Origin of the sequence: Microbacterium aurugineum (assembly GCF_023101205.1) — a bacterium.
GTDB lineage: Bacteria > Actinomycetota > Actinomycetes > Actinomycetales > Microbacteriaceae > Microbacterium > Microbacterium aurugineum.
In genome coordinates this window covers 80,851-103,705 of record NZ_CP078078.1, presented here as the reverse complement: position 1 = coordinate 103,705, position 22,855 = coordinate 80,851, and the positions used below count along the sequence as shown (strand labels likewise).

The window sequence follows — 22,855 nt, the reverse complement described above, 5'->3', positions numbered from 1 at the left end:
TTTCCCGCGAGGGCTGAGGTACTGGACCTCACGATAGGCGAGGTTTCCGCGCGGAACCGCGCAGGAACACACGACTCCGCGCCAACTCGGCGTCTCCCGAGGCGCGACGCAGGACCGGCACGCCCCGGTGAGACGCTGCCGCTCGCACGGCGTGGATTCAGTCGACCAGCAGCGCGGGCTCCTCGAGCACCGAGGCGACGTCGGCGATGAAGCGGCTCATACCGTCGCCGTCGATCACGCGGTGGTCGAACGATCCGGCGACCGTGGTCACCCACCGAGGACGCACCTCGCCGTCGACGACCCACGGCTTCTGACTGATGGTGCCCATCGCCACGATGCCGGCCTCACCGGGGTTGATGATCGGGGTGCCGGCATCCATCCCGAACACACCGATGTTCGTGATGGTGATGGTGCCGCCCTGCTGATCGGCCGGCGGGGTCTTGCCCTCGCGCGCGGTCAGCGTCAGACGGTTCAGCGCTCGCGCGAGGTCCTTCATCCCGAGGTCCTGCGCGTCCTTGATGTTCGGCACCAGCAGACCGCGCGGGGTGGCGGCGGCGATCCCGAGGTTCACGTAGTGGCGCACGGCGATCTCCGCGCCGGCCTCCGTCTCGATCCACGCCGCGTTGACCATGGGCGTGCGGCGGGCGGCCCAGATCACGGCGCGGGCCATGATCAGCAGCGGCGAGACCCGGATGTCGGCGTAGTCGGGCGAAGCCTTGAGGCGCTTGACGAGTTCCATCGTGCGGCTGGCGTCGATCTCCTTCCACACCGTCACGTGCGGGGCCGAGTACGCGCTCTGCACCATCGCCGAGGAGGTGGCCTTGCGCACACCCTTGACCGGGATCGACTCGGTGCGGTCATCTCCCGCAGCCGACGGCTGGGTCGGGGCCAGACCACGCGCGAGTCCTGCCGGTGCGGCCTGCGGAGCGGGCACGGTCTCCTCGCGCACGGTCCCCCACTCCGGGGTCTCGATGTTGCGGAAGACACTCGCCTGCGACGCGTGCTTCATGACGTCATCCCGGGTGACCTCGCCGTCGGAGCCGGTCGCGGCGACCGTGGTGAGGTCGACGCCGAGGTCGCGGGCGAGCTTTCGGATCGGCGGCTTCGCGATGACACCGACCGAGGAACGCACCGGGCGCTCGGCCGGACGCTTGCGACGTGAGGTCGCGCCGCCGCCCGTGCCGTAGCCGACCAGCACCGAGCCGCCGCCCTCTTCCGCGGCCGGAGCAGCGGGTGCAGCCGGAGCAGGTGCCGGGGCATCGGTCACGAAGGTGATGATGGGCGTGCCGACCTCGACCGTCGCGCCCTCCTCGACGAGGATCTCGCCCACCACCCCCGCGTGCGGAGACGGCAGCTCGACGAGGGACTTCGCCGTCTCGATCTCGCAGATCACGTCGTTGATCGCGACCGTATCGCCGGGGGCGACCTTCCAGGCCACGACCTCGGCTTCGGTCAGCCCTTCCCCGACGTCCGGGAGGTTGAAGTTCTGCGTGCTCATGATTGATCCTCTCGTGGACCGCGTGCATAACTCCGCAATTCCGACACCGAGCGCGTCATCCGAACAGGGCTTGAGCCCCACCCGAGCTTTTCTTGAGGAGTTGTGCACATGGACGGACGGTCAGTAGGCCAGGGAGCGATCGACGGCCTCGAGGATGCGGTCCGCATCCGGGAGGTAGGTGCCTTCGAGCTTCGCGGGCGGGAACGGGGTGTCGTAGCCGGAGACGCGCAGCACCGGGGCCTCGAGCGCATAGAACGCCCGCTCCATCACGGTCGCCGCGATCTCGCCGCCGATGCTGCCGAAGCCCTGCGCCTCCTGGGCGTAGACCATGCGTCCGGTCTTGCGCACCGAGTCGAGGATGGGCTCGTAGTCGACCGGCGACAGTGAACGCACGTCGACGACCTCGCAGCTCGTCCCCTCGGCCTCGGCGAGCGCGGCGGCCTGCAGCAACGTCGTGACCATCGCGCCGTGTCCGACGAGCGTCACATCGCTGCCGGTGCGGACGACACGTGAGGAGTGCAGCGGCACAGCGGAGGCGTCGAGCTCGACCTCGCCCTTCTGCCAGTACCGGCTCTTCGGCTCCATGAAGATCACCGGGTCGTTCGACGCGATCGCCTCCTGGATCATCCAGTACGCATCGTTGGGCGTCGACGGCGAGACCACGCGCAGGCCGGGAGTGTGCGCGAAGTACGCCTCCGGGCTCTCCTGGTGGTGCTCGACCGCGCCGATGTGCCCGCCGTAGGGGATGCGGATCACGATCGGCATGCTGATCGCGCCCTCGTGCCGGTTCGTGAGCTTGGCGAGCTGCGTCGTGATCTGGTCGAACGCGGGGAACACGAATCCGTCGAACTGGATCTCGATGACGGGGCGGTACCCGACCATCGCCATGCCGATCGCGGTCCCGACGATCCCCGACTCGGCCAGCGGGGTGTCGAGCACCCGGCGGTCGCCGAAGTCGCGCTGCAGGTGCTCCGTCACACGGAAGACGCCGCCGAGCTTGCCGATGTCCTCGCCCATCAGCACGACCTTCGGGTCGTCCTCCATGGCCTTGCGCATCCCCGCGTTCAGCGCCTTGCTGAGCGGCATCGTCTCGAGGGTCACTGGGCTCCTCCTTCGAACGACGCCTCATACTGCGCGCGCCAAGCCTTCTGCTGGTCGATCAGCGGATGCGGCTCGCTGTACACGTGGTCGAACATCTTGTCCGGGCTGGGCGGTCCCAGCTCGACCGTGCGGGCGCGCAGATCTTCCGCGGCATCCGCCGCCTCGGCCTCCACGTCGGAGAACAGCTGCGCCGAGGCTCCGCGGCCTTCGAGGAACGCGCGCATCCGGACGATCGGGTCGCGCCCGGCCCAGTACTGCTCCTCGTCGCTGCCGCGATACTTCGTCGGGTCATCGCTGGTGGTGTGTGCGCCGAGCCGGTAGGTGACCGCTTCGATCGCCTGCGGACCCTTGCCGCTGCGGGCCTCGTCGAGAGCTGTGCGGGAGACCGCATAGCTGGCGAGCACGTCGTTGCCGTCCACGCGGACGCTCGGGATGCCGTAGCCCGCGCTGCGCTGCACGAGCGGAACCCGCGACTGCGTCGAGACCGGCACCGAGATCGCCCAGTGGTTGTTCTGCAGGAAGAACACGGTCGGCGCCTGATAGCTCGCGGCGAAGACCATCGCCTCGTGCACGTCGCCCTGACTGGAAGCGCCGTCGCCGTAGTAGACGATGACCGCTTCGTCACGGTCGGCCTCACCGGTTCCGGTGCGGCCGTCGAACACGAGTCCCATCCCGTAGCCGGCCGCATGCAGCGCCTGCGAACCGAGCACCAGGGTGTACAGCCGGGTGTTGCCGTTCTTCGGGTCGGTCGGATCCCACCCGCCATGTGAGACGCCGCGCATCAGCTTGATGATGTCGACCGGATCAACACCGCGGATGCGGGTGACCGCGTGCTCCCGGTAGGAGGGGAAGATCGTGTCCTGCGCACGGGCGGCACGACCGGAGCCGACCTGCGCCGCCTCCTGTCCCCGGCTCGGCGGCCAGAGCGCCAGCTGCCCCTGTCGCTGCAGGTTCGTCGCCTGGGTGTCGATCGCACGGATGACGACCATGTCCCGGTAGAACTGCTCGAGCTCGGCATCGCTGATCGCCTCGATCAGGGGAAGGTATCGCTCAGCGGCGGCGGACGGAGCGAACCGTCCGGTCTCGTCCAGAACGCTCACAAGGGGTGTCTCGGAGGTGGTCACGCTCTCACGCTACCCGCGCCCGCATGCCCGGTCACGCATACCTAGGACGCCCTCGCAACTGCCCGGAAACCGGAGAAACACGGGCGAAGACGCCCGGGCGACACGTTCAGCGGACCGAAGACGCGACCTCGAGCACGCGGGCGATGGAGGCTTCCTCGCCGACGGAGATGCGGATGCCGTCTCCGGAGAACGGACGGACGATGAGGTCGTTGGCGACGAACGCCGCGGCCACGTCGTCGGTGTGCTCTCCCGTGGGCAGCCACACGAAGTTCGACTGCGAGTCGGGGACGTCCCAGCCCTGCGCGCGGAGCCCCTCGGCCAGGCGGTCACGGCGCTCGACGATCACGGCGACGCGCTCGAGGAGCTCCGCCTCGGCGTCGAGGCTCGCGATCGCGGCGTTCTCCGCGGCGGAGGTGACCGAGAGCGGGATGCCCGTGGTGCGTGCGGCGTCGAGCACCTTCTCGTGCCCGATCGCGTAGCCGACGCGGAGACCGGCGAGGCCGTACGCCTTCGAGAAGGTCCGCAGCACCACGACGTTGGGGTGCGCGTCGAACACGCGCTCGGCGAGACCGTCGACCGCATCCGGTGCCGTGACGAATTCGGCGTACGCCTCGTCGAGGATGATCAGGACGTCGTTCGGGACGCGCTCGACGAAGGCGGCGAACTCGGCCGAGGTGACGATGGGCCCGGTCGGATTGTTGGGCGTGCACACGATGATCGCGCGGGTGCGTTCGGTCACCGCATCCGCCATGGCGCCGAGGTCGTGGCGGGAATCCGCGGTGAGCGGCACCTGCACCCCGGTCGCGCCGGCCACGAGCGGCAGGCTCGGGTACGCCTCGAAGGAGCGCCAGGCGTAGATGACCTCGTCGCCCTCCGACGCGGTCGCGAGGATCAGCTGATGCAGGATCGACACGCTGCCGGACGCGACGTGCACCTGGTCGGGCTCGACCCCGTACCGGGCACCGAGTCGTTCGCGCAGACGAGTCGCGGTGGCATCCGGGTAGCGGTTGACGGGCGTCGTCCGCTCCAGTGCCTCGAGCACGGAGGGCAGCGGATCGAAGGGGTTCTCGTTGCTGGACAGCTTGAACGCGTCTGGCCCCGCTTGCTTGCCCTGACGGTACGGCGCGAGTGCGGCGATGGCAGGACGGATGCGGGGCAGGATCGGCTCGGTCACGAGGTCGAGTCTACGAGGACCGCGGCCGTGGCAGCAGTGTCGATACGCTCTGTTCCCGCCCGATGCGCGGTGGTACCATTTTGGTATGGCGATGACGGTGCGACTTCCGGAAGAACTCGATGCGCAGCTCGGCGAGCTGGCATCACGACGACACACGTCGAAGCACGCCCTCCTGATCGAGGCGGCGGATCGCTTCCTCCGCGAGGAGGTAACCACCGAGCAAGCGGTGGGCATCGCCCGCGGCATCTCCGACCGGTACGCGGACCTTCTCAAGAAGCTCGAAGACGCGTGACCCGGTACCTCGAGCTTCCACACGCCGTCGCGGTCGCCGAGGAACTGGGCCTCCACATCCGAGACATCGGGCTCCTCTCCTCTGCCCTGGCCCGTCCCTCCAGTTCGATGTTCGGTGTCGAGGCGTACCCGGACCTCGAAGTCAAGGCTGCCGCCCTCCTGTCCTCGTTGAGCCAGAACCCCCCTCTGTTCGATGGGAACAAGCGCTTCTCCTGGATCATCACTCTCACGTTCCTCGAGATGAACAGCATCGTCATCGACATGAACACGGAGGTCGCCTTCGACCTCATCCTCCGCGCAGCCCAGAGCCTGGCCGATCTCGACGAGATCGCCGCACTGCTCCGCTCGAACCGACGCTGAGCGTCCGCGCGATCAGCGCCGCCGCAGGCTGACAGCCGCGGACGTCCGTGGGACACTGGTCGGACTATGCGCTTCCTCATCCGCGTCGTCGTCAACGCCTTCGCCATCTGGGTCGTCACCCTGATCCCGGCTCTGCAGGTCGTGATCACGCCCTTCCCGCCCGGGGAGACCCTGCAGCTGGTGCTCACCCTGCTCGCGGTCGCCGCGATCTTCGCGCTCGTGAACACGATCATCGGCACCGTCGTGAAGATCGTCGCGTTCCCCCTCTACATCCTCACGCTCGGCCTGATCGGCTTCGTCATCAACGGCTTCCTGCTGTGGCTGACGGCATGGATCACGAGCGGCTTCGGATGGGGCCTCGCGGTCGGCGACTTCTGGTGGGGCGTGCTCGCCGCGCTCATCATCTCGGTGATCAACGGCATCTTCGGCTTCATCCTGCGCCCGCAGAACAAGAACTCCCGCCGCGACTGAGGCCCCGGCCTCGAGCCGGAGCGTCGTCCCGCTCAGCGGGGTGTCCTCTCGGCGCGGTACTCGGTGCGTTCGATCTCCACGGCGGTGGCGAGCTCGGCCCAGTAGGCGTCGAGGGCCTCGGCCCGCGGATCATCCGACGCATCGACCATCTCGGCCGTCTCGATGTACGTCTCGAGTGCGTGCGCCCGCAGCGCGACATCCTGAAGCCCGGCCCGAGGATCACCGACACGCGTCGCCGTGAAGCTGTCCGCCGACCCGGTGCCCGCCGCCGACCCACCCGCGGCGAGGTTCGAGACCAGGTCATCGGAGTGTCGAAGCTGGACAAGCGTCTGATCGTCACCCAACGAAGGTTGCTGCGGACTCCCCGCGGTCATCTGCATGCCGACGTCGTAGGGGCTCTCCGTCGCCAGGTGCGCCGCGATCATGCCCCCTTGCGAGTAGGCGACCACGTCGACCCGGTCGCCGGGCTCCGCCCCCGCCTCGGTCAGCGCCTCGAGGGTCGCCTGGTACGACGCCGATGCGTGTCCCTGATACAGCTCGACGTTCGACTTCATGTCCCACGGCTCCCCCTTCCCACCCTCCCACGGCGCACCGTTCCTCGTTCCCGCGATGTACGTCACGAAGCGGGTCCCGCCGTCGGCCATCGTGTACTTCTCCACCGCGACCTGTGCCGTCGAGGACGGCATCCGCCGGAGCGCGCCGGCGAGGTTCTGCGGCGTGGCAGGGGTCGAGGCCTTGACCGGAGTCACCCGGATCGGATCCGGCCGCCCCTTCAGCGGCGCCCCTGCGACCACCGCGCCGAGCCCCGTGGCGACGCCGATGAACGCCCCGGCCAGGAACAGAGGAGAGAGCAGGCCGCCCGCGTCGAACTGGCGTCCCGTCCCCTCGAACCGCCGATCCTCCCAGCCCGCCACCAGCCACTCGGCCATCACCCCGACCCGCTCGTCGCCGCTCACCAACTGCTCCAGACGCGCCTCTGCCGCTGCCGCTGCCGCCGCGTCGGTGAGGGCCAGCGCCTCGATCTCGGCCCGCAGCTCGACGACCTCGAAGGCATCGGCCATCAGCTCCGTGCCTACGCACGCGTCGAGGAGTTCGGCCCCCAGGGCGCCGAGTCGCTCCGCACTCGCTGCCAAGGCGTTCACATCGACCTGCGGACAGGCGGCCGGTGCCGAGAGGATCATCTCCTGCGCTCGCACGACCGCGGAACGGGCGTCTTCGTAGCGCTCGGCCACGCCGCGCATCCGGGATCCGACGTCGCGCAGCTGTCCGGTGTCGACGGCGATCGCCCCGCCGTGCCCGATCTCGAGCCCGCTCACCCCTGCGCTCCGAGCTCCCACTCGCGCACGGTCAGGTGTCCGAGTTCGACGCCCGTCTCCTCTCGGAGCCGTCCCAGCAGGTCGTGCAGCGCACGGAATCCTTCGGACTGCCAGTCCGCGTCGTCGACGAGTCCCACCAGCGCCGCACCCGCATCCTCCAGCATCGACACGGCCGCCCCGATCTCTCGGTGGGCGACGAGCCGAGCCCAGACGTCGGCGGAGGTGAACACACGTCCAGGGGAGAGCGAGTACATGGCTTCAGCCTGCGGGATCGGCCGACGTCTCTGAGCGCCATACCCACGGCCGGTGGAGAGGTGGGGACTCCTCCACGCTGTGCAGGATGGCCCGAGGCGGGCAGAATGTACCTGTGACGTCCCCCGTTCCCTTCCGCGTGATCTTCGTGTGCACAGGGAACATCTGCCGCTCCCCCATGGCCGAAGTCGTGTTCCGCGACCTCGCCGAGAAGCAGGGACTCGGGTCGCGCATCGTCTCTCGCAGCGCCGGAACCGGAGACTGGCACCTCGGCGAGCGCGCCGACGAACGCACGATCGAATCGCTCTCCCGCCGCGGGTACGACGGCTCGCTCCACCGCGCACGGCAGTTCACGTTCGCCTCGTTCGCCGAGAACGACCTCGTCGTCGCACTCGACCGCACGCACGAGCGCATCCTGCGGGAATGGGCGCGCGACGAAGATGAGGAGGGCAAGGTCACCCTGCTGATGGCCTTCGACCCGAACGCCTCGACCCACGATGTCCCCGACCCCTACTACGCCGGGGCGGAGATGTTCGATTCGGTGCTCGGTATGATTGAGACGGCGACCCGGGGCCTGTTCCGCCAACTCGAACCCGCCCTGCGCCAGCCCCGCACGCCCCGCCTCTGAGGGGCCCGATCAGGAGGACTCCCCTGACTTTCCAGCCTTCGCTCCCGCCGCAGCCCCTGAGCCCGCTCGATGGTCGCTACCGCGGCGCCGTCACCGGTCTCGCCGACTTCCTCTCCGAAGCCGGACTCAACCGCGCGCGGGTCGAGGTCGAGGTCGAGTGGCTGATCGCCCTGACCGACCGCTCGCTGTTCGAGACGACGCCGCTCTCGGACGCCGACAAGGATCGCCTGCGCGCGCTGTATCGCGACTTCGGCCAGGCCGAGATCGACTGGCTCGCCGAGAAGGAAGCCGTCACGCAGCACGACGTGAAGGCGATCGAGTACCTCGTGCGCGACCGCCTCTCGACGCTCGGCCTCGACGCCATCGCCGAACTCACGCACTTCGCCGCCACGAGCGAGGACATCAACTCCGCCTCGTACGCGCTCACCGTGAAGCGGGCGGTCGAGCAGGTCTGGCTCCCCGCCCTCGACACCGTCATCGCGAAGCTCCGCGAACTCGCCGTCGAGCACGCCGATGCGGCCATGCTCTCCCGCACGCACGGCCAGCCCGCGACCCCGTCGACCATGGGCAAGGAGCTCGCGGTGTTCGCATGGCGTCTGGAGCGCGTGCGCGGTCAGATCGCGGCATCCGAGTACCTCGCCAAGTTCTCGGGTGCGACCGGGACCTGGTCGGCGCATCTCGCGGCCGACCCCGACGCCGACTGGCCGACCATCGCCCGTGAGTACATCGAGGGCATGGGGCTGGGCTTCAACCTCCTGACGACCCAGATCGAGTCGCACGACTGGCAGGTCGAGCTCTACGACCGTGTGCGTCACGCCGGCGGCATCCTGCACAACCTCGCCACCGACATCTGGACCTACATCTCGCTCGGGTACTTCGCGCAGATCCCGGTCGCCGGGGCCACCGGCTCGTCGACGATGCCGCACAAGATCAACCCGATCCGCTTCGAGAACGCCGAGGCGAACCTCGAGATCTCGGGCGCCCTGCTCGCCTCGCTCGGCCAGACGCTCGTCACCAGCCGCCTGCAGCGCGACCTGACCGACTCGACCACGCAGCGCAACATCGGTGTGGCCTTCGGACACTCGCTGCTCGCACTCGACAACCTGCGTCGCGGCCTCAACGCGATCTCGCTCTCACGCGACGTGCTGCTCGCCGACCTCGACGTGAACTGGGAGGTGCTCGCCGAAGCCATCCAGACCGTCATCCGCGCCGAGGTGGTGGCCGGTCGGTCCACGATCACGGATCCGTACGCGCTCCTCAAGGAGCTGACGCGCGGTCACCGGGTGGGCGCCGCCGAGCTCGCGACGTTCGTCGAGGGCCTCGAGATCGGGGATGCCGCCAAGCAGCGACTCCTCGCGCTGACCCCCGCGACCTACACCGGCATCGCGGAGCGCCTGGCCCGCTAGCTAGACGCTCCGCCGCGCCGTCAGCGCCTCCGGATCGCCTCGTTGAGCACTCGTCCCTCTGCAGCAGCCGGGGGGTCCATGCCCAGAAGGGCGGAGACGGTGGGCGCGATGTCGACGTGCCGCGGAGCCTGCGCGACGTGATGCGGCCGCACACCGGATCCGGCGAGCACGAGCACCGTCTGCATGGTACGCGACACCCCATGCACACCGGACACACCGTCCGACGGAGTCCCCCCGAGACTCCATCCCTCCTCGGGCTCGATCACCAGCTCTCCGTACTTGGCCGACATGCGCATCGCTTGCTGATCAGCCTCGTCGTAGACGGCAGCGACGTGCGGCATCGCGGCGACGGCGGTCTCGATGGCGGCCGCAGCGACCGGGTCTCCTGCCGCCTCGCCCACGAGGTGCAATGATCCGACGCCGCCCACGACGATCACCGCGTCGGTGTCGGGCCGAGGAGACTGGCCGGCGGTCAGCAGTTCCGCCTGGTAGCCGGCGCCGGTGATCGTCGAGAGCAGCTCGTCGCGCATACCCTGCGTGAAGGTCTCCATGCCGTGGTCCCCGGTCACCACGAATGCCGTGCGTCCGAAGATCCCGGCATCCTTGGTCGCCTGCACGAGGCGACCGATCTGCTCGTCGACCTCGGCGATCGCGGCAGGCATGTCGGAGGCATCCTTCCCGTCGGCGTGACCGAGGGCGTCGAGACGGTCGCAGTACACCGCGAGCAGCTCTGGGATGCCCGCCATCTGCACCGACATCCCCGCGCTCATCACGGGCCGCCCTTCCAACACGGCGACAGCGTCGTCTGTGCGGCGCGCACAGTCGCCGCCAGGCTGTGTGTACAGGCCTTGGGGATCACCGAACGCAGTACCGTGATTCTGAACGATGAACCACTGCGACGACAGCACCGCACCGCCCTGATCCCTGATCGATTCCGCAATCGTCGGCACCGCGAGGTCACGCTGCTGCCCCACAGCCTTGCCCGTAGCGGGGTCGAAGAAGTAGGCAGCGTTGTCGTGCGTCTCCGGCCACGCTCCCGTGGCGATCGACGACCAGGATGGATTCGTGATCGAGGTCATCACACCGGTCGACTCGCTGATGGCGCCGCGTTTCGCCAGCGCGCGCAGGTTCGGCATCGCGTTGCCGGCGAGGTAGTGGGGGTCAAAACCGTCCAACGCGATAAGCACCACGTGATCGGCCAACACGGACGGACTCCCCGAACCGCCGCCTGACCCTCCCGGCGTTGCGGCCGCGGGAGCCGCCACGGCACTCGTGGCCATCGCCACGGCGGCGACCAGGCTCAGCACCCCTGTCGCCTTCATCGTTCTCCTCGTCGTGGATCCGCTCATTCTGCCTCTCCTCACGTCATTCCGGCTCGAGCCCATCGTCGAGCCTTTGCAATCGACGGTGTCGGCAGCCCACGCGGGGATTCAAGGTGCGAGGCATCCAGTGCAAGGGATCACCCATCCGGTCGCGCCGCTTGAGCGATTCCGGCACGCACGGCCACCTCCGGGGATGAACGGTTTCTTGCGCACCGAAGCCCCCTGCTGTCGATCCCTCGCATTCCTCCGCGCGTGCACGGCACCCGTGGCGGGGTCTCGATTGGGTGCTGCAGGGACGCCCACGACGAGGAGGAGCGGACAGTGGAGCACACACCATCGAACAGACCCCCGGCGGAGACCCCGCTGACCCGGCGAGGATTCCTCGGCCTGTCAGCGGCGGGGATCGCCATCGGAGCGACGGCGGCATGGGGGCCATGGCCCGGCGCCGGGGTGGCCGCCGCGGCGACGGACGATCACGGAGGGCGCACGCTGCGGTTCGCCGTCCTGACCGACACTCACGCCAACGAGGACGAGGCCACCCGGATGGCCAACCTCCGCCGGATCTTCGCGGCTGTCGAGGCGGAGGATCCCCAGTTCGTCCTGCACTGTGGCGACATCACCGACTACGGCAGCGACGAATCGTTCAGCGCCTATCGCGACCTGATCCCGTCCGCGCTCTGGGAGCGCGTACGGCACGTACCGGGAAACCACGAGATCCGGTGGGACACCAGCGCCCGCCGACGATTCCAGCACTGGTTCGGGCCGACGAGCTACGGCTTCGACGCCGGAGGCGTGCACTTCATGGCGCTCGACCCTACACAGTTGCTGCAGGAGCCCGGCCTCTTCGCCGACGACCTCGCGGCCCTGCAGGAGGAGCTTCGCGGGGTGGGCGACCGACCGTCGCTCCTCTTCCTGCACTATCCGGTCGGCGGAGCCAACTACTACGTCAACGACACGGATGCGCTGCTGCGCACCATTGCCCCCTTCCCTGTGCGGGGCATCTTCGCAGGACATCGCCACCTCAACGAAGTGGACCGCTTCAACGGCCTGACCCAGGTGACCACCAACGCCGCGCGCCCGGGGCCGTTCTACCTGCGGGTCACCGAGCGCCACGGTCGGCAGGGGCGGATGCTCGTCGTTGAGCACGTGGCCCTGGGCGCGACCGACGCCGAGGTGCCGACGGTGGAAGCGCTTGCCGAGATCCCGCTTGAGAAGCCCTCGGCGTCTGCTGAGACGATTCGCATCGCCGCGCGCCCGGGCCCGGACGAGGTCGCCCTCACCGCAGTCGCGGGCCGGTCCGCGGTCGCCGTCGACGCCCGGCTGCACCCGCAGTCCGTGTTCGGCGCGAGGGACGAGCGCGCGTGGATGCCCCTCGCCGCCCGGGGACGCTCCTGGCACGGTGCGGTCGACCGCGTCGGAGTCGCCCCCGGCATCCATCGCGTGCAGGTACGCGCGGTCGACGAGACCGGTGGGCGCCGCGAGGAATGGACGGAGGTCGAACTGCCTGGTTCCACACGCGCCCGCCTCGCCTGGGAGCTTGACATCGGCGGCCAGCTCCAGGGAGCCCTGATCGCGCGCGATTCGACGGTAGTCGCGTGCTCCACGTCGGGCCACGTCACCGCGGTGGACGCAGCCGGGCGGGGCAAGCCTCGTCGCATCTGGACCGCGGAGGCTGGTCCTGTGCATCGAGGCGCCGCCTTCACCCCCGACGGCGGGGCGGTCATCGTGCCCAGCACGGACGGGCGCCTGCTCGCGCTCGACACAGGCACGGGACGCACCGTCTGGACCAGTCACTTCGAGAAGCCCGTACTCACCACGCCTCTCGTGGCCACCACCGCGGAGCACGGCGGTCGCATCCTCGTGTCTGCGGAGGACACGCTACGGTGCCTCACCGTGGACGGCGCGACTCTCTGGGAGGCCCCGGTGCCGGTGCGTACTGCGGGGCGCGCCGCGTGCGACGGCGAGCGCGTCTACGTCGGCGCCGGTGATGGGCGGGGATACGCCTATGACCTGCACACCGGCACTGTGCTCTGGTCGGTTCTGACAACCGACCGTCCTGACCGGTACCGACAGCTCATCTACGGGCCTTGGGACGACTGGGTCGAGGTGCTTCCGACGGGCGCGGTGGTCTTCAGCACAGTCGCCGATGCCATCGCCGTCGATCCGCGTGATGGCAGGGAGATCTGGCGCACACCGGGGAGCTACATCTTCGCGCCGAGCCTGCCTCTTCCGGACGGCGGGTTGCTGCTGACCTCGGAGTGGGGGGTGGTCACTGCTGTAGACCAGGCGACCGGTGCGACGCGGTGGAGCACGCAGGCGGTCCCGCGCGTCGTCAACGCCGGGCCGGTCATCGACCCTCGCACCGGGTCAGCGTGGCTCGTCTCGGTCGGCGGCCTGCTCGCTGAGGTGCGCACCGCCGACGGAGCCGCGTCGGTAGATCGGCAGCTGTTCACGGCGAACACTTTCTCGACGCCTGTCCTGGCGGCGGATCGCCTCGTCGTCGCGGCTCAGGACGGTGTGCTGCGCGCCTTCACCCTCTGAGCCGGACGGCGGCGCCGGGCTTCTTCACCGCGAGGTCGCGGAGGAGCCCGGCGCGCTTGACGGAGCGCAGCGCCACCGCGACGTCGGCGTGCTGAAGCCCGGGAAGGCCGCCGATCGCCGAAGAGATGAACTCGTACAGGGCGGCGTCCGACGAGAGGGCGACCTCGCCGCACAGGTTTCGGTCGCCCGTGGTCGCCGAGATCATCAGCGTAGACGGATGCTCCGCCAGCATCTCGCCTGCACGTCCCAACTGTGTGGGATTCACGCTCAACGAGATGAAAGCGTTCACGGGAAGGCCGACCGATTCCGGGTCGACCACCGCGCGCATGCGGAGCGCACCGGATCCGAACATCGCCTCCGCGCGGCGGCGCACGGTGACCGGACTCGCGTCGCAGCGGTCGGCCAACTGCTGCCACCCGAGGCGCCCATCGCCTGCGAGCGCGTCGGCGATCCGCTCGTCCAACGCGTCCAACCGCACGAGGTCTCCTGGGAGCGGATCCCGCCAGGGGTCGAACCGCTGCGAGCGCAACTGCGCCGCGATCTCCTCGGACAGCAGCTCCGGCAGCCAGCTGTGCGGGGTGGCGAAGCGGCGAACGACTTGGTTGCTCCAGACAGCCAGGACGCCGTCGAGCGAGGGGAGCTGCTCGAGGGTGATGGCGAGCAGGTGGTCGTTCGAGGTGTAGTTGATCTCGGCGACGCAGTCGACGCTTCCCGTGACGAGCTTGACCGAGCCGCATTCAGGCCAAGCTGCGAGCCTCTGCGCCGACCGGTTGCCGTCGCCCGGCCGGCATCGCAGCCGCACGAACAAGGATCGGGAGCGTGCGGTCGCCTCGCCGTCGAGCACGCCGATCACGCGCACGGCCCCTTCAGCGATCAGCCGCGACACCCGGCGCGATGCCGTTGCCTCGGAGGTGAACACGGCATCGCTGATCTGGGCATTCGTGGCACGCGGGTTGGCCAGCAGCGCACCGACGATGCGTCGGTCGAGATCATCCACGGATCGTACAATACCTTCACTATGAGCGTTCCAGAAGATGATTCTTTGCATCAACGCAAGGAATCTCACCATAATCCCTCGCGCCGCGGGAAGATCACAGGACTGCCGCGGCACTGCCGCCCGGTGGTTCTCCCCGGCGCATGGCGCCACAACCCGAGGAGTGTTGACTTGACCCGTTCGTCAGCGCCGCGCATCGCGGCTCCCCTCGCGGCTCTCGCCGCGCTAGTACTGATCGCCGGATGTTCCGCACCTGCCGACGACTCCGCCGCTGAGGCGCAGAGCATCGTGTTCTGGACTCCGCAGACCACTCCCGAGCGGCTCGCGGCTCAGGAGGGAGTCGCCGCGGCCTTCACAGAAAAGACCGGCATTGAGGTCGAGGTAGTACCCATGGCGGGTGCCGACCAGGATCAGGCCCTCGTCACCGGCGCCGCGAGCGGCGACGTACCGGACGTCATCCTGCACGCCTCCACCCAGACCGGCGCGTGGACCTCGCAGGGTCTGCTCGACACCGCGGCCGCGAGCACCCTCGTCGACACACTGGACGCCACGACGTTCAATGAGAATGCCCTCACGGCCGTCACCATCGACGGCGAGATCTCGGCGGTGCCCAGCGACGGCTGGTCGCACGTGATCGCCTACCGCGCCGACCTGCTCAAGGAGGCCGGAGTGGACGTCCCCGCGTCCGTCGAAGAACTCGCCGAGGCGGCGGCGACCGTCAAGGACGAGCTCGGCATCACGGGCCTGGCATTCGGCACGCAGGCCGGCACGGCGTCGGCGACCGAGGGCATCCAGTCGCTGTTCCAGAGCGCCGGTTGTGAGCTGGTGAAGGACGGAGAGGTCACCATCGACTCCGACGCGTGCACAGTGGCCGCGGAACAGTTCCTCGCACTGCGCGACTCGTCCACCGCGGGCGACTTCGACGTCATCAGCGCCCGCGCGGCCTACCTCAACGGCGACGCTGCCATGCTCCTCTTCTCCACGCACATCCTCGACGAGCTGGCGGGGCTCGACCCGGCCACCCCGGCGACCTGCCCGGAGTGCACCGGCACCCCGGACTTCCTCGCGCAGAACACCGAGTTCCTGACCGTTCTCGGCGACGAGCCGCGACAGTACGGAGCGATTCTGGGCTACGGCATCCCGACCGGAGCGAACGTCGAGGCCGCGCAGGAGTACATCGAGTTCGTGCTCGACGAGGGCTACGCCGACACCCTCGGCGTCGCAACCGAGGGCCGCATCCCGTTGCGCAATGGCACAGGCGACGACCCCGAGGCGTTCGCCGCCGCGTGGGGTGGGCTCGGCATCGGACCCGCGCACGATCGCACCTCGGCTGAGATCTACGGCGACGAGTTCGTCGACGGCATGAGCGAGGGCATCAACTCCGTCTACCTGTGGGGGATGGGCACCGACGATGCCACGCTCGCCGGTCTCGTGTTCAGCCAGGGCGTGCTTGCGAACCAGATCGAGGCACTCTACAACGGCGCTCCGGCCGCCGACGTCACAGCCGCGATGAAGGCGGCTGTCGAGGAGGTCAAGGCGGGCCTGTGAGCACGGCACCTCTCCGTCACCGTCGGGAGCGGCCCCGCCGCTCCCGACGGGACGACCGCAATGGACTCCTGCTCACGACCCCGACCTTCCTCGTCATCCTGCTCGCGTCGATCATCCCGCTGCTGCTGGTGATCGTCTTCGCCTTCAGCGAGATCCGACTCGTCGACATCCCGCGCCTGGGTACGGAACCGATCGAGTGGACTCTCGACAACTTCCGTCGCGCGCTCGCCAACCCCTCATTCTGGCAAGCGTTGGGCACCACTCTGCTCTACTCGACCCTCACCATGGTGGGCTCGGTCGGGGTCGGCCTGGCGCTCGCCCTCGCCCTCCGTCGGCCTTTCCGCGGCCGCGGCATCGTCCGGGCACTGCTGCTGGTTCCGTACGTCCTCCCCCTCATCGCCGCCGTCACCATCTGGCAGACGATGCTGAACCCGCAGTACGGGCTCGTGAACGCCTTCGGCCGGGAGGTGCTCGGCTGGGAGCAGGCCGTAGGTTTCCTCAACACCTCGACCGCACAGGTCTTCGGAGTCTCGGTGCCGGTGTCACTTCTGGTCGTCGTGGCCTTCGAGATCTGGACCTCCGCGCCGCTCGCATTCCTCTTCCTCACGGCGCGGTTGCAAGGGGTCTCGCCCAGCATCGAAGAGGCGGCCGCGCTCGACGGCGCGAAGCCGCGGCAGATTCTGTGGAGCATCGTGATGCCGCAACTCAAGGGCGTCATCCTACTGCTGTGTCTGCTGCGCTTCATCTGGACCTTCCAGAGCTTCAGCGAGGTGTACCTGCTGACTGAAGGCGCCGGCGGCACTCAGCTGATGGCCCTCAAGGTCTATACGGAGCTCGTCACGCGCGCCGACATCGGCAGCGCCTCCGCATACGGACTGCTGATGTCCGTCGTGCTCATCGCGCTCCTCACCGTGTACGTCATCGCCACGCGCAGAAAGGTCGATACCGAATGACCACCCGCCGTCGCTCGCCGTCGCGTCCGCGGCCCGCCGCAACCGTCGGTCGTGTACTCCTCATCGCCGTCGCGCTCCTCGTCGCGATCGGCCCGGTTCTCTACGGTTTCATCCTGTCGGTCCGGCCATACTCGTCGATCGTGCAGGAGCCGCTCAACCTGATCCCGTCCTTCGACGAGCTCGACTTCTCCGGCTACACCACCGCGATGCTCGATCCGGATCAGGGCGGATTCGGCCTGGGGCGATTCGTGATCAACTCCTTGCTCGTCGGGCTTGGGACGGTGGTGCTCTCCGTGCTCGTGTCAATCCTCGGCGCCTACGCAGCAGCCCGCTTGCGGTACCGGGGACGACGCGGGATGAACGCGATCATCCTCGCGGTGTACCTGTTCCCCGGCATCGTGTTGTCCGTACCGCTCTTCGTGCTGCTCGCCAGAGCCGGGCTGACCGGCTCGCTGGTGGGCCTATTCCTCGTCTACGTTGCCACCACCGTCCCGGTATCGATCTACATGTTGCGCAACTATTTCCAGGCGCTCCCCGAAAGCGTGGAGGAGGCCGCGATCGTCGACGGCGCCTCGCTTCCGCAGATGTTGCGGAGCGTCGTGCTGCCGATCGCCCTGCCCGGAGTGGTCGCAACCTCGATCTACGTCTTCATGATCGCCTGGAACGAGTACTTCTACGCTCTGCTCTTCCTCGTTCGCGACCGCTCGCAATGGACGGCGCCGCTCGGAATCTCACAGCTGGCGGACTTCAACGTGCCGGTCACCGTGCTGCTGTCGGGTTCCATCGCCGTCACCATCCCCATTGTCATCCTCTTCTTCCTCGCGCAGCGCTACCTCGTCGAGGGACTGACGGCAGGAGCCGAGAAATGAGCACACCCGACGGACCCCAGCGGATCGTCATCATCGGCGCGGGCGGACGTGGCCGCGATGCGTACGGGCGGTGGGCCGTAGAGCACCCGGATCGAGCCAGGGTCGTGGCGGTCGCCGATCCGTCGCCCGAGCGAAGGCACGCACTGGCCGCGGATGCCGGCGGCGCCCGCACCTATGACGACTGGCAAGGCGCGGTAGCCGATCTCGCCGCGCTCAAGGCCGACGCGGTGGTCATCGCCGTTCCCGACGCACTGCACGTGGACGTCGCGATCGCGGTCGCCGACGCCGGCCTGCCGTTCCTCCTAGAGAAGCCCGCGGCGCCGAACCTCGGTGAGCTGCGGCGGCTCGTGCAGCATGCGCGCCGCACGTCGTCAGCACTCGCGATCGGCCATGTCCTGCGGTTCACGCCGTTCTGGCGGTCGGTGAAGGCCATCCTCGACGCGGGGACGATCGGGCGGATGCTCACCCTCGAGCTCAGAGAGAACGTCGGCTACTGGCACTTCGCGCACTCCTACGTGCGCGGCAACTGGCGCAACAGCGCCACCTCGGGACCTATGGCGTTGACGAAGACCTCGCACGACCTCGACCTGATCCGCTGGCTGGTCGGCACGGCTCCGGAGAGCATGTACAGCATCGGCGAGCTGAGCTGGTTCCGGCGGGAGAACGCCCCCGAGGGGGCGCCGGAGTTCTGCGTCCAGGGCTGCCCGGTCTCACAAAGCTGCCCCTTCTTCGCTCCGCGATACTACGTCGATGCGCTCGCCGGCGTAACTGGACACCCGGTGCACCTCCTGGGTGCCGACACTTCTCCCGCTGGCCGCATGCGCGCTCTGCGCGACGGCGACTACGGCCGATGCGTGTACCGCGGCGACAACGACGTGGCAGACCACCAGCAGACGACCATGCGATTCCCGATGGGCGTGACGGCCACGCTCACTGCCTCGGCATTCACCGCCGAGAACACTCGACACGTCACGATCACCGGGTCCGCCGGCCAGATCTCCGGCCACATGGAGAACGGCGAGATCGTGGTGGACCTGTTCTCTCCGACGGCGCGGATCCCGGAAGGGTTGCCACTGGACGCGCATGAGGTGCACACCAAGTCGCCTATGGCTCACGAACGCCACATCTTGCGGGTGACGCTGCCAAACCCCGACCTTGGCGACCACGCCGGCCACGGTGGTGGCGACGCCGGGCTGATGGCGGAATTCATCGAGGCGGTGCGCCAGGGATCAGTAGGTAGGGGAGAATTGTCGTTCCAGACGGCTCTCGACAGCCACCTGATGGCGTTCGGCGCCGAGGCATCGCGCCGATCCGGCGAGCCCCTCGACTTCGCAGCGTGGACGGCTGAGATCGATCTGCACCTGGACGACAGGCTGCGCGCATGAGCGGTCATGTCGAGTCCGCTGTGCGTGCGCTGATCGACAGGGTCGGCGGCGATGCGGCGACGGTGAGGATCGAAATCCTGCAGGAGGCCTCCTCCGGCTCACGCATCGCGGGATTCGAGGCGAGCGAGGGCGTGCTCACCCTACGTGGATCCGATGCCTCAGCGGCAGCGAGCGCCTTCGCCCGCTATCTGCATTCACAGGGTCACCGCATCACCTGGGAGTCCCCGCGGCCGATCCGACCTCTCACGCCCTGGCCCGACGCGGACAGAACCGACGTGCGTACGCCGTTCGCGATCCGATACCACCTGAACGTCGTCACGCACGGGTACTCGACGCCGTACTGGGATTGGGCTCGGTGGGAGCAGGAGCTCGATTGGATGGCGTTGCATGGCGTGACTCACCCGCTCGTCCTCACAGGCTACGAAGCGGTTCTCGCTGAGACTCTGGGGCTCCTCGGCATCGACGAGGCCATCGCTCGAACCTGGATAGGCAGCGCTGCGCACCTTCCCTGGATGTCTATGGGAGGGGTTCACGACTTCGGCGGACCGCTCCCGTCACGGTGGGATGAGCGCCGACTCGCGCTCGCTCGTCGGATCATCGCGCGTGCACGCGAGCTCGGCATGACACCCGTGCTGCCGTTGCCCGGTGGGCATCTGCCCGCCGCAGTGACGGGCGACGAGGCCGCCGAGATCGAGTGGCAGGGCTGGCGAACACCGATGCTCGACCCCGCCTCGCCCGCGTTCGCGCACATGCTAAGGCTGTTCCTCGAGACCCAGCGCAGGTTGCTCGGTGACCCCGGGCCCGAGCCCGTGTTCGCCGTGGATCCCTACATCGAATCCCTCCCGCCGTCCACGGACTCGGCGCAGCTCGCAGCCGCGGGCGCGGGGGTGCACACGGCGATCACGGCTATTTACCCCGCGGCGACGTGGCTGCTGCAGGGCTGGCCGTTCCACTACCACCGCGCCTTCTGGACGTCAGATCGCGTCGGCGCCTACCTGTCGCGCATTCCGCACGAGCGACTTTTGCTGATCGACCTCTGGGGCGAGCACGCACCGATGTGGCGAGAGGGGATGCACGGGCGTCGTTGGCTGTGGACCGCCGTGCACAACTTCGGCGGACGCTTCGCGCTCTTCGGCGACTTGTGCGGGCTTGCCCGCGACGTCGCCGAACTGCGCGCGCGGCACCCGGAGCGCTTGGAGGGCATCGGCGTTGCGCCGGAGGCGATCGAGAACAATACCGTGTTCTACGAGCTCGCGGCCGACCTCGTCTGGGACGACGTGGACGTCGACGCGTGGCTCGACGACTTCGCGATGCAGCGGTATGGTGTGGACGACGACGCGGCACGCGAGGCCTGGCGTCTGCTCGGATCCACGCTGTACGGTCGCGGGCGAACCCGATCGATCCCGTCACCTGTGATCGCACGGCCATGGAGCGCCGCTGCGCCCTTCGCCTCGCAGCGGCTGGCTGGGGAAGCGCTCGTCGCGGAGCCTGCACGAATGTCGGCGAACATCGACGCGGAGAACGACCCTGCGGTGTTGGGAGACCTGCCGTCGATCGCGCGCGCAGCCAGCCTCCTGATCTCCCTCGGAACGAAGACGGACTCACGAGACGCTCAGGAACGAGACGTGGTCGAGCTCACCTCGCACGTGCTTGCGCAGCAGACGCGGCTTCGCATCCGGGGGATCCTTCGGGCTTTCACCGACCGTGACGTGAGCACGCTGCGCCGAGAGGGCGCCCGGCTGCACGACGACCTGCTCGCCCTGGACCGGCTGGCAGCCACCAGGCGGGAATCCCGGGTGTCGACGTGGATCGCACAGGCGCGCTCCTGGGGAGACACGCATGCCGAGCGAGAGGTGATGGAGCGAGATGCACGCAGCCTGGTGTCGGTGTGGGGTCACCAGTCGAGCGGATTGCACGACTACTCCGGGCGGCATTGGTCGGGTCTGATCCGCGACCTCTATGCGCGGCGGTGGGCCGCCTGGGTGTCATGGTTGGCCGACGCGGTGGAACACGGGACGCGGCCGAGCGAGGACGATCTGCGCCGCGTCATCGTGGAGATCGAGGAGCAGTGGCGGGAGGCCCACGGCTCCGACGACGGATCCGACGAAGATCCTCTCGCGCTCGCAGCCCAACTGCTCACCCGCGCGGGATACGCCTAACCCGAATGCTCCTCGACGTGATCCCGCGGCATGAACGCGGCAGCGAGCAGCGTGAGCATGGCCGTCGCGGCGACGGCGACGAACACCCACACCGAGGCGTGGATGATCGTCTCCGGGTCGTCGGCGCCCGCACCCTGCGCGATGACCGCGTTGGAGATCGCGCCGAACACCGCCACGCCCACCGCACTCCCGGCGGAACGTGCAAAGGCGTTCATGCCCGTCACGGCACCGCGTTCCCCCCAGCCCACCGAGGACTGTGCGGCGATCAGGGTCGGGGCGGCCGACCAGCCGAGGCCGAAGCCGAGCACGAACGCGATCACCGACATCACGAACGGGTTCGGCCACGAGGAGACCGCGGCGAGCACGGTCGCCGCGAACGTGGCGATGCTCATGCCGATCAGGGTGGTGCGGCGAAAGCCGATGCGCAGGTACAGTCGTCCGACGTTCGCCGCGGCGATGGGCCAGCCGAGAGTCAAGGCGGCGACCGCCAGGCCGGACAGGAGGGGCGCGATGCCCAGTGACCCTTCCAGGTACGCGGGGGCGAAGCTGGTCACACCGATCATGAGCGCCCCCACCCCGAGTGACACGAGCGTGGTCGTCAGGATCAACGGCCGCGCCGCGAGCCGGAGATCGACGATCGGCTCCGCCGCCCGCCGCTCGACCATCGCGAAGAACGCGAGGGCCACGACGCCCACCCCGAAGCAGAGCGCACTCGGCACGGAGATCCAGTCCCAGGCGTTCCCACCCTCGAGCATCCCGAGGATGAGTCCGGTGAGCCCGATCGTGAGCAGGACCGCCCCGGCGTAGTCGATCCGGTGCCGACGGGTCTGCTTCTCCTCCTTGTACTTGAGTTGCAGCATCCACGCGGCGATCAGACACAGGGGGATGTTCACCCAGAAGATCCATCGCCACGCGTCGAGCTGCGCGAAGATGCCGCCGAGCGCGGGTCCGACCACCGACGAGATCGCCCACACGCTCGCGATGTACCCCTGCACCTTCGCGCGCTCGGCGACCGTGTAGATGTCGCCCACGATCGTCATCGCCATCGGCGCGACCGCGCCCGCCCCCAAGCCCTGGATGAGGCGGAACAGGATGAGCGCGGGCATGCTCCACGCGAACCCGCAGAGCACGGAGCCGAGCAGGAACAGGGCGATCCCGAGGAGGATGATCGGCTTGCGGCCCACCGTGTCGGCGAACCGGGAGTAGATGGGGACGCTCACCGCCTGCGCCAGCAGATATACCGAGAACAGCCAGGGGAACTGCTGGTAGCTGCCGAGATCGCGGACGATGCTCGGGACCGCGGTCGCGAGGATCGTGGCGTCGATCGCGATGAGGCCGGTGGCGAGCATCAGCGCGCCGAGGATGGGGCCTCGCGCCGAGCGGAGTCCGATGGAGGCGCGGTCGACGGGGGCGGTCACTTCAGGAACAAGCGGTCGGACGGCGCGACTATTCCGGACGAGGGC

The 22,855-nt window shown here is 68.7% G+C and carries 20 protein-coding genes; 11 read left to right on the top strand and 9 right to left on the bottom strand.

Annotated elements, in window-relative coordinates; translation table 11 throughout:
* Positions 1-157: 157 nt before the first annotated feature.
* The 4 genes from KV397_RS00495 to KV397_RS00480 form a co-directional block, all read right to left on the bottom strand.
* A complete protein-coding gene (locus KV397_RS00495) occupies positions 158-1,498 on the bottom strand; it encodes a dihydrolipoamide acetyltransferase family protein (RefSeq protein ID WP_134352492.1) in 1,341 nt (446 codons plus the stop codon).
* Between the two features lie 120 nt (positions 1,499-1,618).
* Entirely contained in the window at positions 1,619-2,584 is a 966-nt protein-coding gene (locus KV397_RS00490; protein WP_047524248.1) for an alpha-ketoacid dehydrogenase subunit beta, read from the bottom strand.
* An 11-nt stretch (positions 2,585-2,595) separates the two neighbouring features.
* Positions 2,596-3,723, bottom strand: coding sequence for a thiamine pyrophosphate-dependent dehydrogenase E1 component subunit alpha (locus tag KV397_RS00485; protein WP_131493541.1), 1,128 nt, complete (start codon positions 3,721-3,723; stop codon positions 2,596-2,598).
* A gap of 106 nt (positions 3,724-3,829) precedes the next feature.
* The gene (locus KV397_RS00480) at positions 3,830-4,897 is read right to left on the bottom strand and encodes a histidinol-phosphate transaminase (RefSeq protein ID WP_261811900.1); all 1,068 of its coding nucleotides are present in this window, start codon (positions 4,895-4,897) and stop codon (positions 3,830-3,832) included.
* Positions 4,898-4,982: 85 nt separating this feature from the next.
* Between KV397_RS00480 and KV397_RS00475 the strand changes: the two genes are divergently transcribed.
* The 3 genes from KV397_RS00475 to KV397_RS00465 all read left to right on the top strand — a co-directional run bounded on the left by KV397_RS00475 (position 4,983) and on the right by KV397_RS00465 (position 6,019).
* On the top strand, positions 4,983-5,189 hold the full coding sequence (locus KV397_RS00475; RefSeq protein WP_047524198.1) for a ribbon-helix-helix protein, CopG family: 207 nt from the start codon (positions 4,983-4,985) through the stop codon (positions 5,187-5,189).
* Positions 5,186-5,548: a type II toxin-antitoxin system death-on-curing family toxin gene (locus tag KV397_RS00470; protein WP_248570021.1), complete on the top strand. Its 363-nt coding sequence runs from the start codon at positions 5,186-5,188 to the stop codon at positions 5,546-5,548. Before KV397_RS00475 ends, KV397_RS00470 begins: the two co-directional genes overlap by 4 nt.
* A 66-nt stretch (positions 5,549-5,614) precedes the next feature.
* On the top strand, positions 5,615-6,019 hold the full coding sequence (locus KV397_RS00465; protein ID WP_047524196.1) for a phage holin family protein: 405 nt from the start codon (positions 5,615-5,617) through the stop codon (positions 6,017-6,019).
* 32 nt (positions 6,020-6,051) lie between these two features.
* On the opposite strand, the gene KV397_RS00460 is transcribed toward KV397_RS00465, so the two are convergent.
* Both KV397_RS00460 and KV397_RS00455 read right to left on the bottom strand, forming a co-directional pair.
* Complete coding sequence (locus KV397_RS00460) at positions 6,052-7,335, bottom strand: hypothetical protein (RefSeq protein WP_261811899.1); 1,284 nt, start codon at positions 7,333-7,335, stop codon at positions 6,052-6,054.
* Entirely contained in the window at positions 7,332-7,589 is a 258-nt protein-coding gene (locus KV397_RS00455; RefSeq protein WP_261811898.1) for a hypothetical protein, read from the bottom strand. The genes KV397_RS00460 and KV397_RS00455 overlap by 4 nt, the downstream gene beginning before the upstream one ends.
* Positions 7,590-7,765: 176 nt before the next feature.
* On the opposite strand from KV397_RS00455, the gene KV397_RS00450 reads away from it, so the two are divergent.
* Entirely contained in the window at positions 7,766-8,215 is a 450-nt protein-coding gene (locus KV397_RS00450) for a low molecular weight protein-tyrosine-phosphatase (protein WP_231555083.1), read from the top strand.
* Between the two features lie 23 nt (positions 8,216-8,238).
* On the top strand, positions 8,239-9,621 hold the full coding sequence (purB, locus tag KV397_RS00445; protein ID WP_052193805.1) for an adenylosuccinate lyase: 1,383 nt from the start codon (positions 8,239-8,241) through the stop codon (positions 9,619-9,621).
* 20 nt (positions 9,622-9,641) lie between these two features.
* Here purB and KV397_RS00440 read toward each other — a convergent pair whose 3' ends face one another.
* Positions 9,642-10,943, bottom strand: a complete 1,302-nt coding sequence (locus KV397_RS00440) for an alkaline phosphatase family protein (RefSeq protein ID WP_261811897.1) — start codon at positions 10,941-10,943, stop codon at positions 9,642-9,644.
* 321 nt (positions 10,944-11,264) lie between these two features.
* Between KV397_RS00440 and KV397_RS00435 the strand changes: the two genes are divergently transcribed.
* Complete coding sequence (locus KV397_RS00435; protein WP_261811896.1) at positions 11,265-13,484, top strand: outer membrane protein assembly factor BamB family protein; 2,220 nt, start codon at positions 11,265-11,267, stop codon at positions 13,482-13,484.
* Here the strand turns inward: KV397_RS00435 and KV397_RS00430 are convergent.
* Positions 13,474-14,481: an Lrp/AsnC family transcriptional regulator gene (locus tag KV397_RS00430; RefSeq protein ID WP_165875479.1), complete on the bottom strand. Its 1,008-nt coding sequence runs from the start codon at positions 14,479-14,481 to the stop codon at positions 13,474-13,476. The two genes, KV397_RS00435 and KV397_RS00430, sit on opposite strands and share 11 nt — an antisense overlap.
* A 168-nt stretch (positions 14,482-14,649) precedes the next feature.
* Here KV397_RS00430 and KV397_RS00425 point away from each other — a divergent pair, with 168 nt between their 5' ends.
* From KV397_RS00425 to KV397_RS00405, 5 genes are read left to right on the top strand one after another with little or no spacing between them, the layout of a single operon-like run.
* Positions 14,650-16,026 (top strand): ABC transporter substrate-binding protein, encoded by a 1,377-nt coding sequence (locus tag KV397_RS00425; protein ID WP_261811895.1) that lies wholly within the window; start codon positions 14,650-14,652, stop codon positions 16,024-16,026.
* Positions 16,023-16,979 carry a carbohydrate ABC transporter permease gene (locus KV397_RS00420; protein ID WP_131493556.1) on the top strand — a complete coding sequence of 319 codons (957 nt, stop codon included), beginning with the start codon at positions 16,023-16,025 and terminating at the stop codon, positions 16,977-16,979. Before KV397_RS00425 ends, KV397_RS00420 begins: the two co-directional genes overlap by 4 nt.
* Positions 16,976-17,848: a carbohydrate ABC transporter permease gene (locus tag KV397_RS00415; protein WP_131493558.1), complete on the top strand. Its 873-nt coding sequence runs from the start codon at positions 16,976-16,978 to the stop codon at positions 17,846-17,848. Before KV397_RS00420 ends, KV397_RS00415 begins: the two co-directional genes overlap by 4 nt.
* Complete coding sequence (locus KV397_RS00410) at positions 17,845-19,233, top strand: Gfo/Idh/MocA family protein (RefSeq protein ID WP_261811894.1); 1,389 nt, start codon at positions 17,845-17,847, stop codon at positions 19,231-19,233. Before KV397_RS00415 ends, KV397_RS00410 begins: the two co-directional genes overlap by 4 nt.
* Positions 19,230-21,392 carry an alpha-N-acetylglucosaminidase gene (locus KV397_RS00405; protein WP_131493561.1) on the top strand — a complete coding sequence of 721 codons (2,163 nt, stop codon included), beginning with the start codon at positions 19,230-19,232 and terminating at the stop codon, positions 21,390-21,392. Before KV397_RS00410 ends, KV397_RS00405 begins: the two co-directional genes overlap by 4 nt.
* Here KV397_RS00405 and KV397_RS00400 read toward each other — a convergent pair.
* Positions 21,389-22,810 carry an MFS transporter gene (locus tag KV397_RS00400; protein ID WP_194239305.1) on the bottom strand — a complete coding sequence of 474 codons (1,422 nt, stop codon included), beginning with the start codon at positions 22,808-22,810 and terminating at the stop codon, positions 21,389-21,391. The two genes, KV397_RS00405 and KV397_RS00400, sit on opposite strands and share 4 nt — an antisense overlap.
* Between the last annotated feature and the right edge of the window lie 45 nt (positions 22,811-22,855).

What these genes read in the sequence shown, in the direction of transcription:
- KV397_RS00440 (WP_261811897.1), bottom strand. Translation starts at nt 10,943, where the DNA reads ATGAAGGCGACAGGGGTGCTGAGCCTGGTCGCCGCCGTGGCGATGGCC.
- KV397_RS00465 (WP_047524196.1), top strand. Translation starts at nt 5,615, where the DNA reads ATGCGCTTCCTCATCCGCGTCGTCGTCAACGCCTTCGCCATCTGGGTC.
- KV397_RS00495 (WP_134352492.1), bottom strand. Translation starts at nt 1,498, where the DNA reads ATGAGCACGCAGAACTTCAACCTCCCGGACGTCGGGGAAGGGCTGACC.
- KV397_RS00490 (WP_047524248.1), bottom strand. Translation starts at nt 2,584, where the DNA reads ATGCCGCTCAGCAAGGCGCTGAACGCGGGGATGCGCAAGGCCATGGAG.
- KV397_RS00475 (WP_047524198.1), top strand. Translation starts at nt 4,983, where the DNA reads ATGGCGATGACGGTGCGACTTCCGGAAGAACTCGATGCGCAGCTCGGC.
- KV397_RS00415 (WP_131493558.1), top strand. Translation starts at nt 16,976, where the DNA reads ATGACCACCCGCCGTCGCTCGCCGTCGCGTCCGCGGCCCGCCGCAACC.
- KV397_RS00450 (WP_231555083.1), top strand. Translation starts at nt 7,766, where the DNA reads ATGGCCGAAGTCGTGTTCCGCGACCTCGCCGAGAAGCAGGGACTCGGG.
- KV397_RS00455 (WP_261811898.1), bottom strand. Translation starts at nt 7,589, where the DNA reads ATGTACTCGCTCTCCCCTGGACGTGTGTTCACCTCCGCCGACGTCTGG.
- KV397_RS00410 (WP_261811894.1), top strand. Translation starts at nt 17,845, where the DNA reads ATGAGCACACCCGACGGACCCCAGCGGATCGTCATCATCGGCGCGGGC.
- KV397_RS00405 (WP_131493561.1), top strand. Translation starts at nt 19,230, where the DNA reads ATGAGCGGTCATGTCGAGTCCGCTGTGCGTGCGCTGATCGACAGGGTC.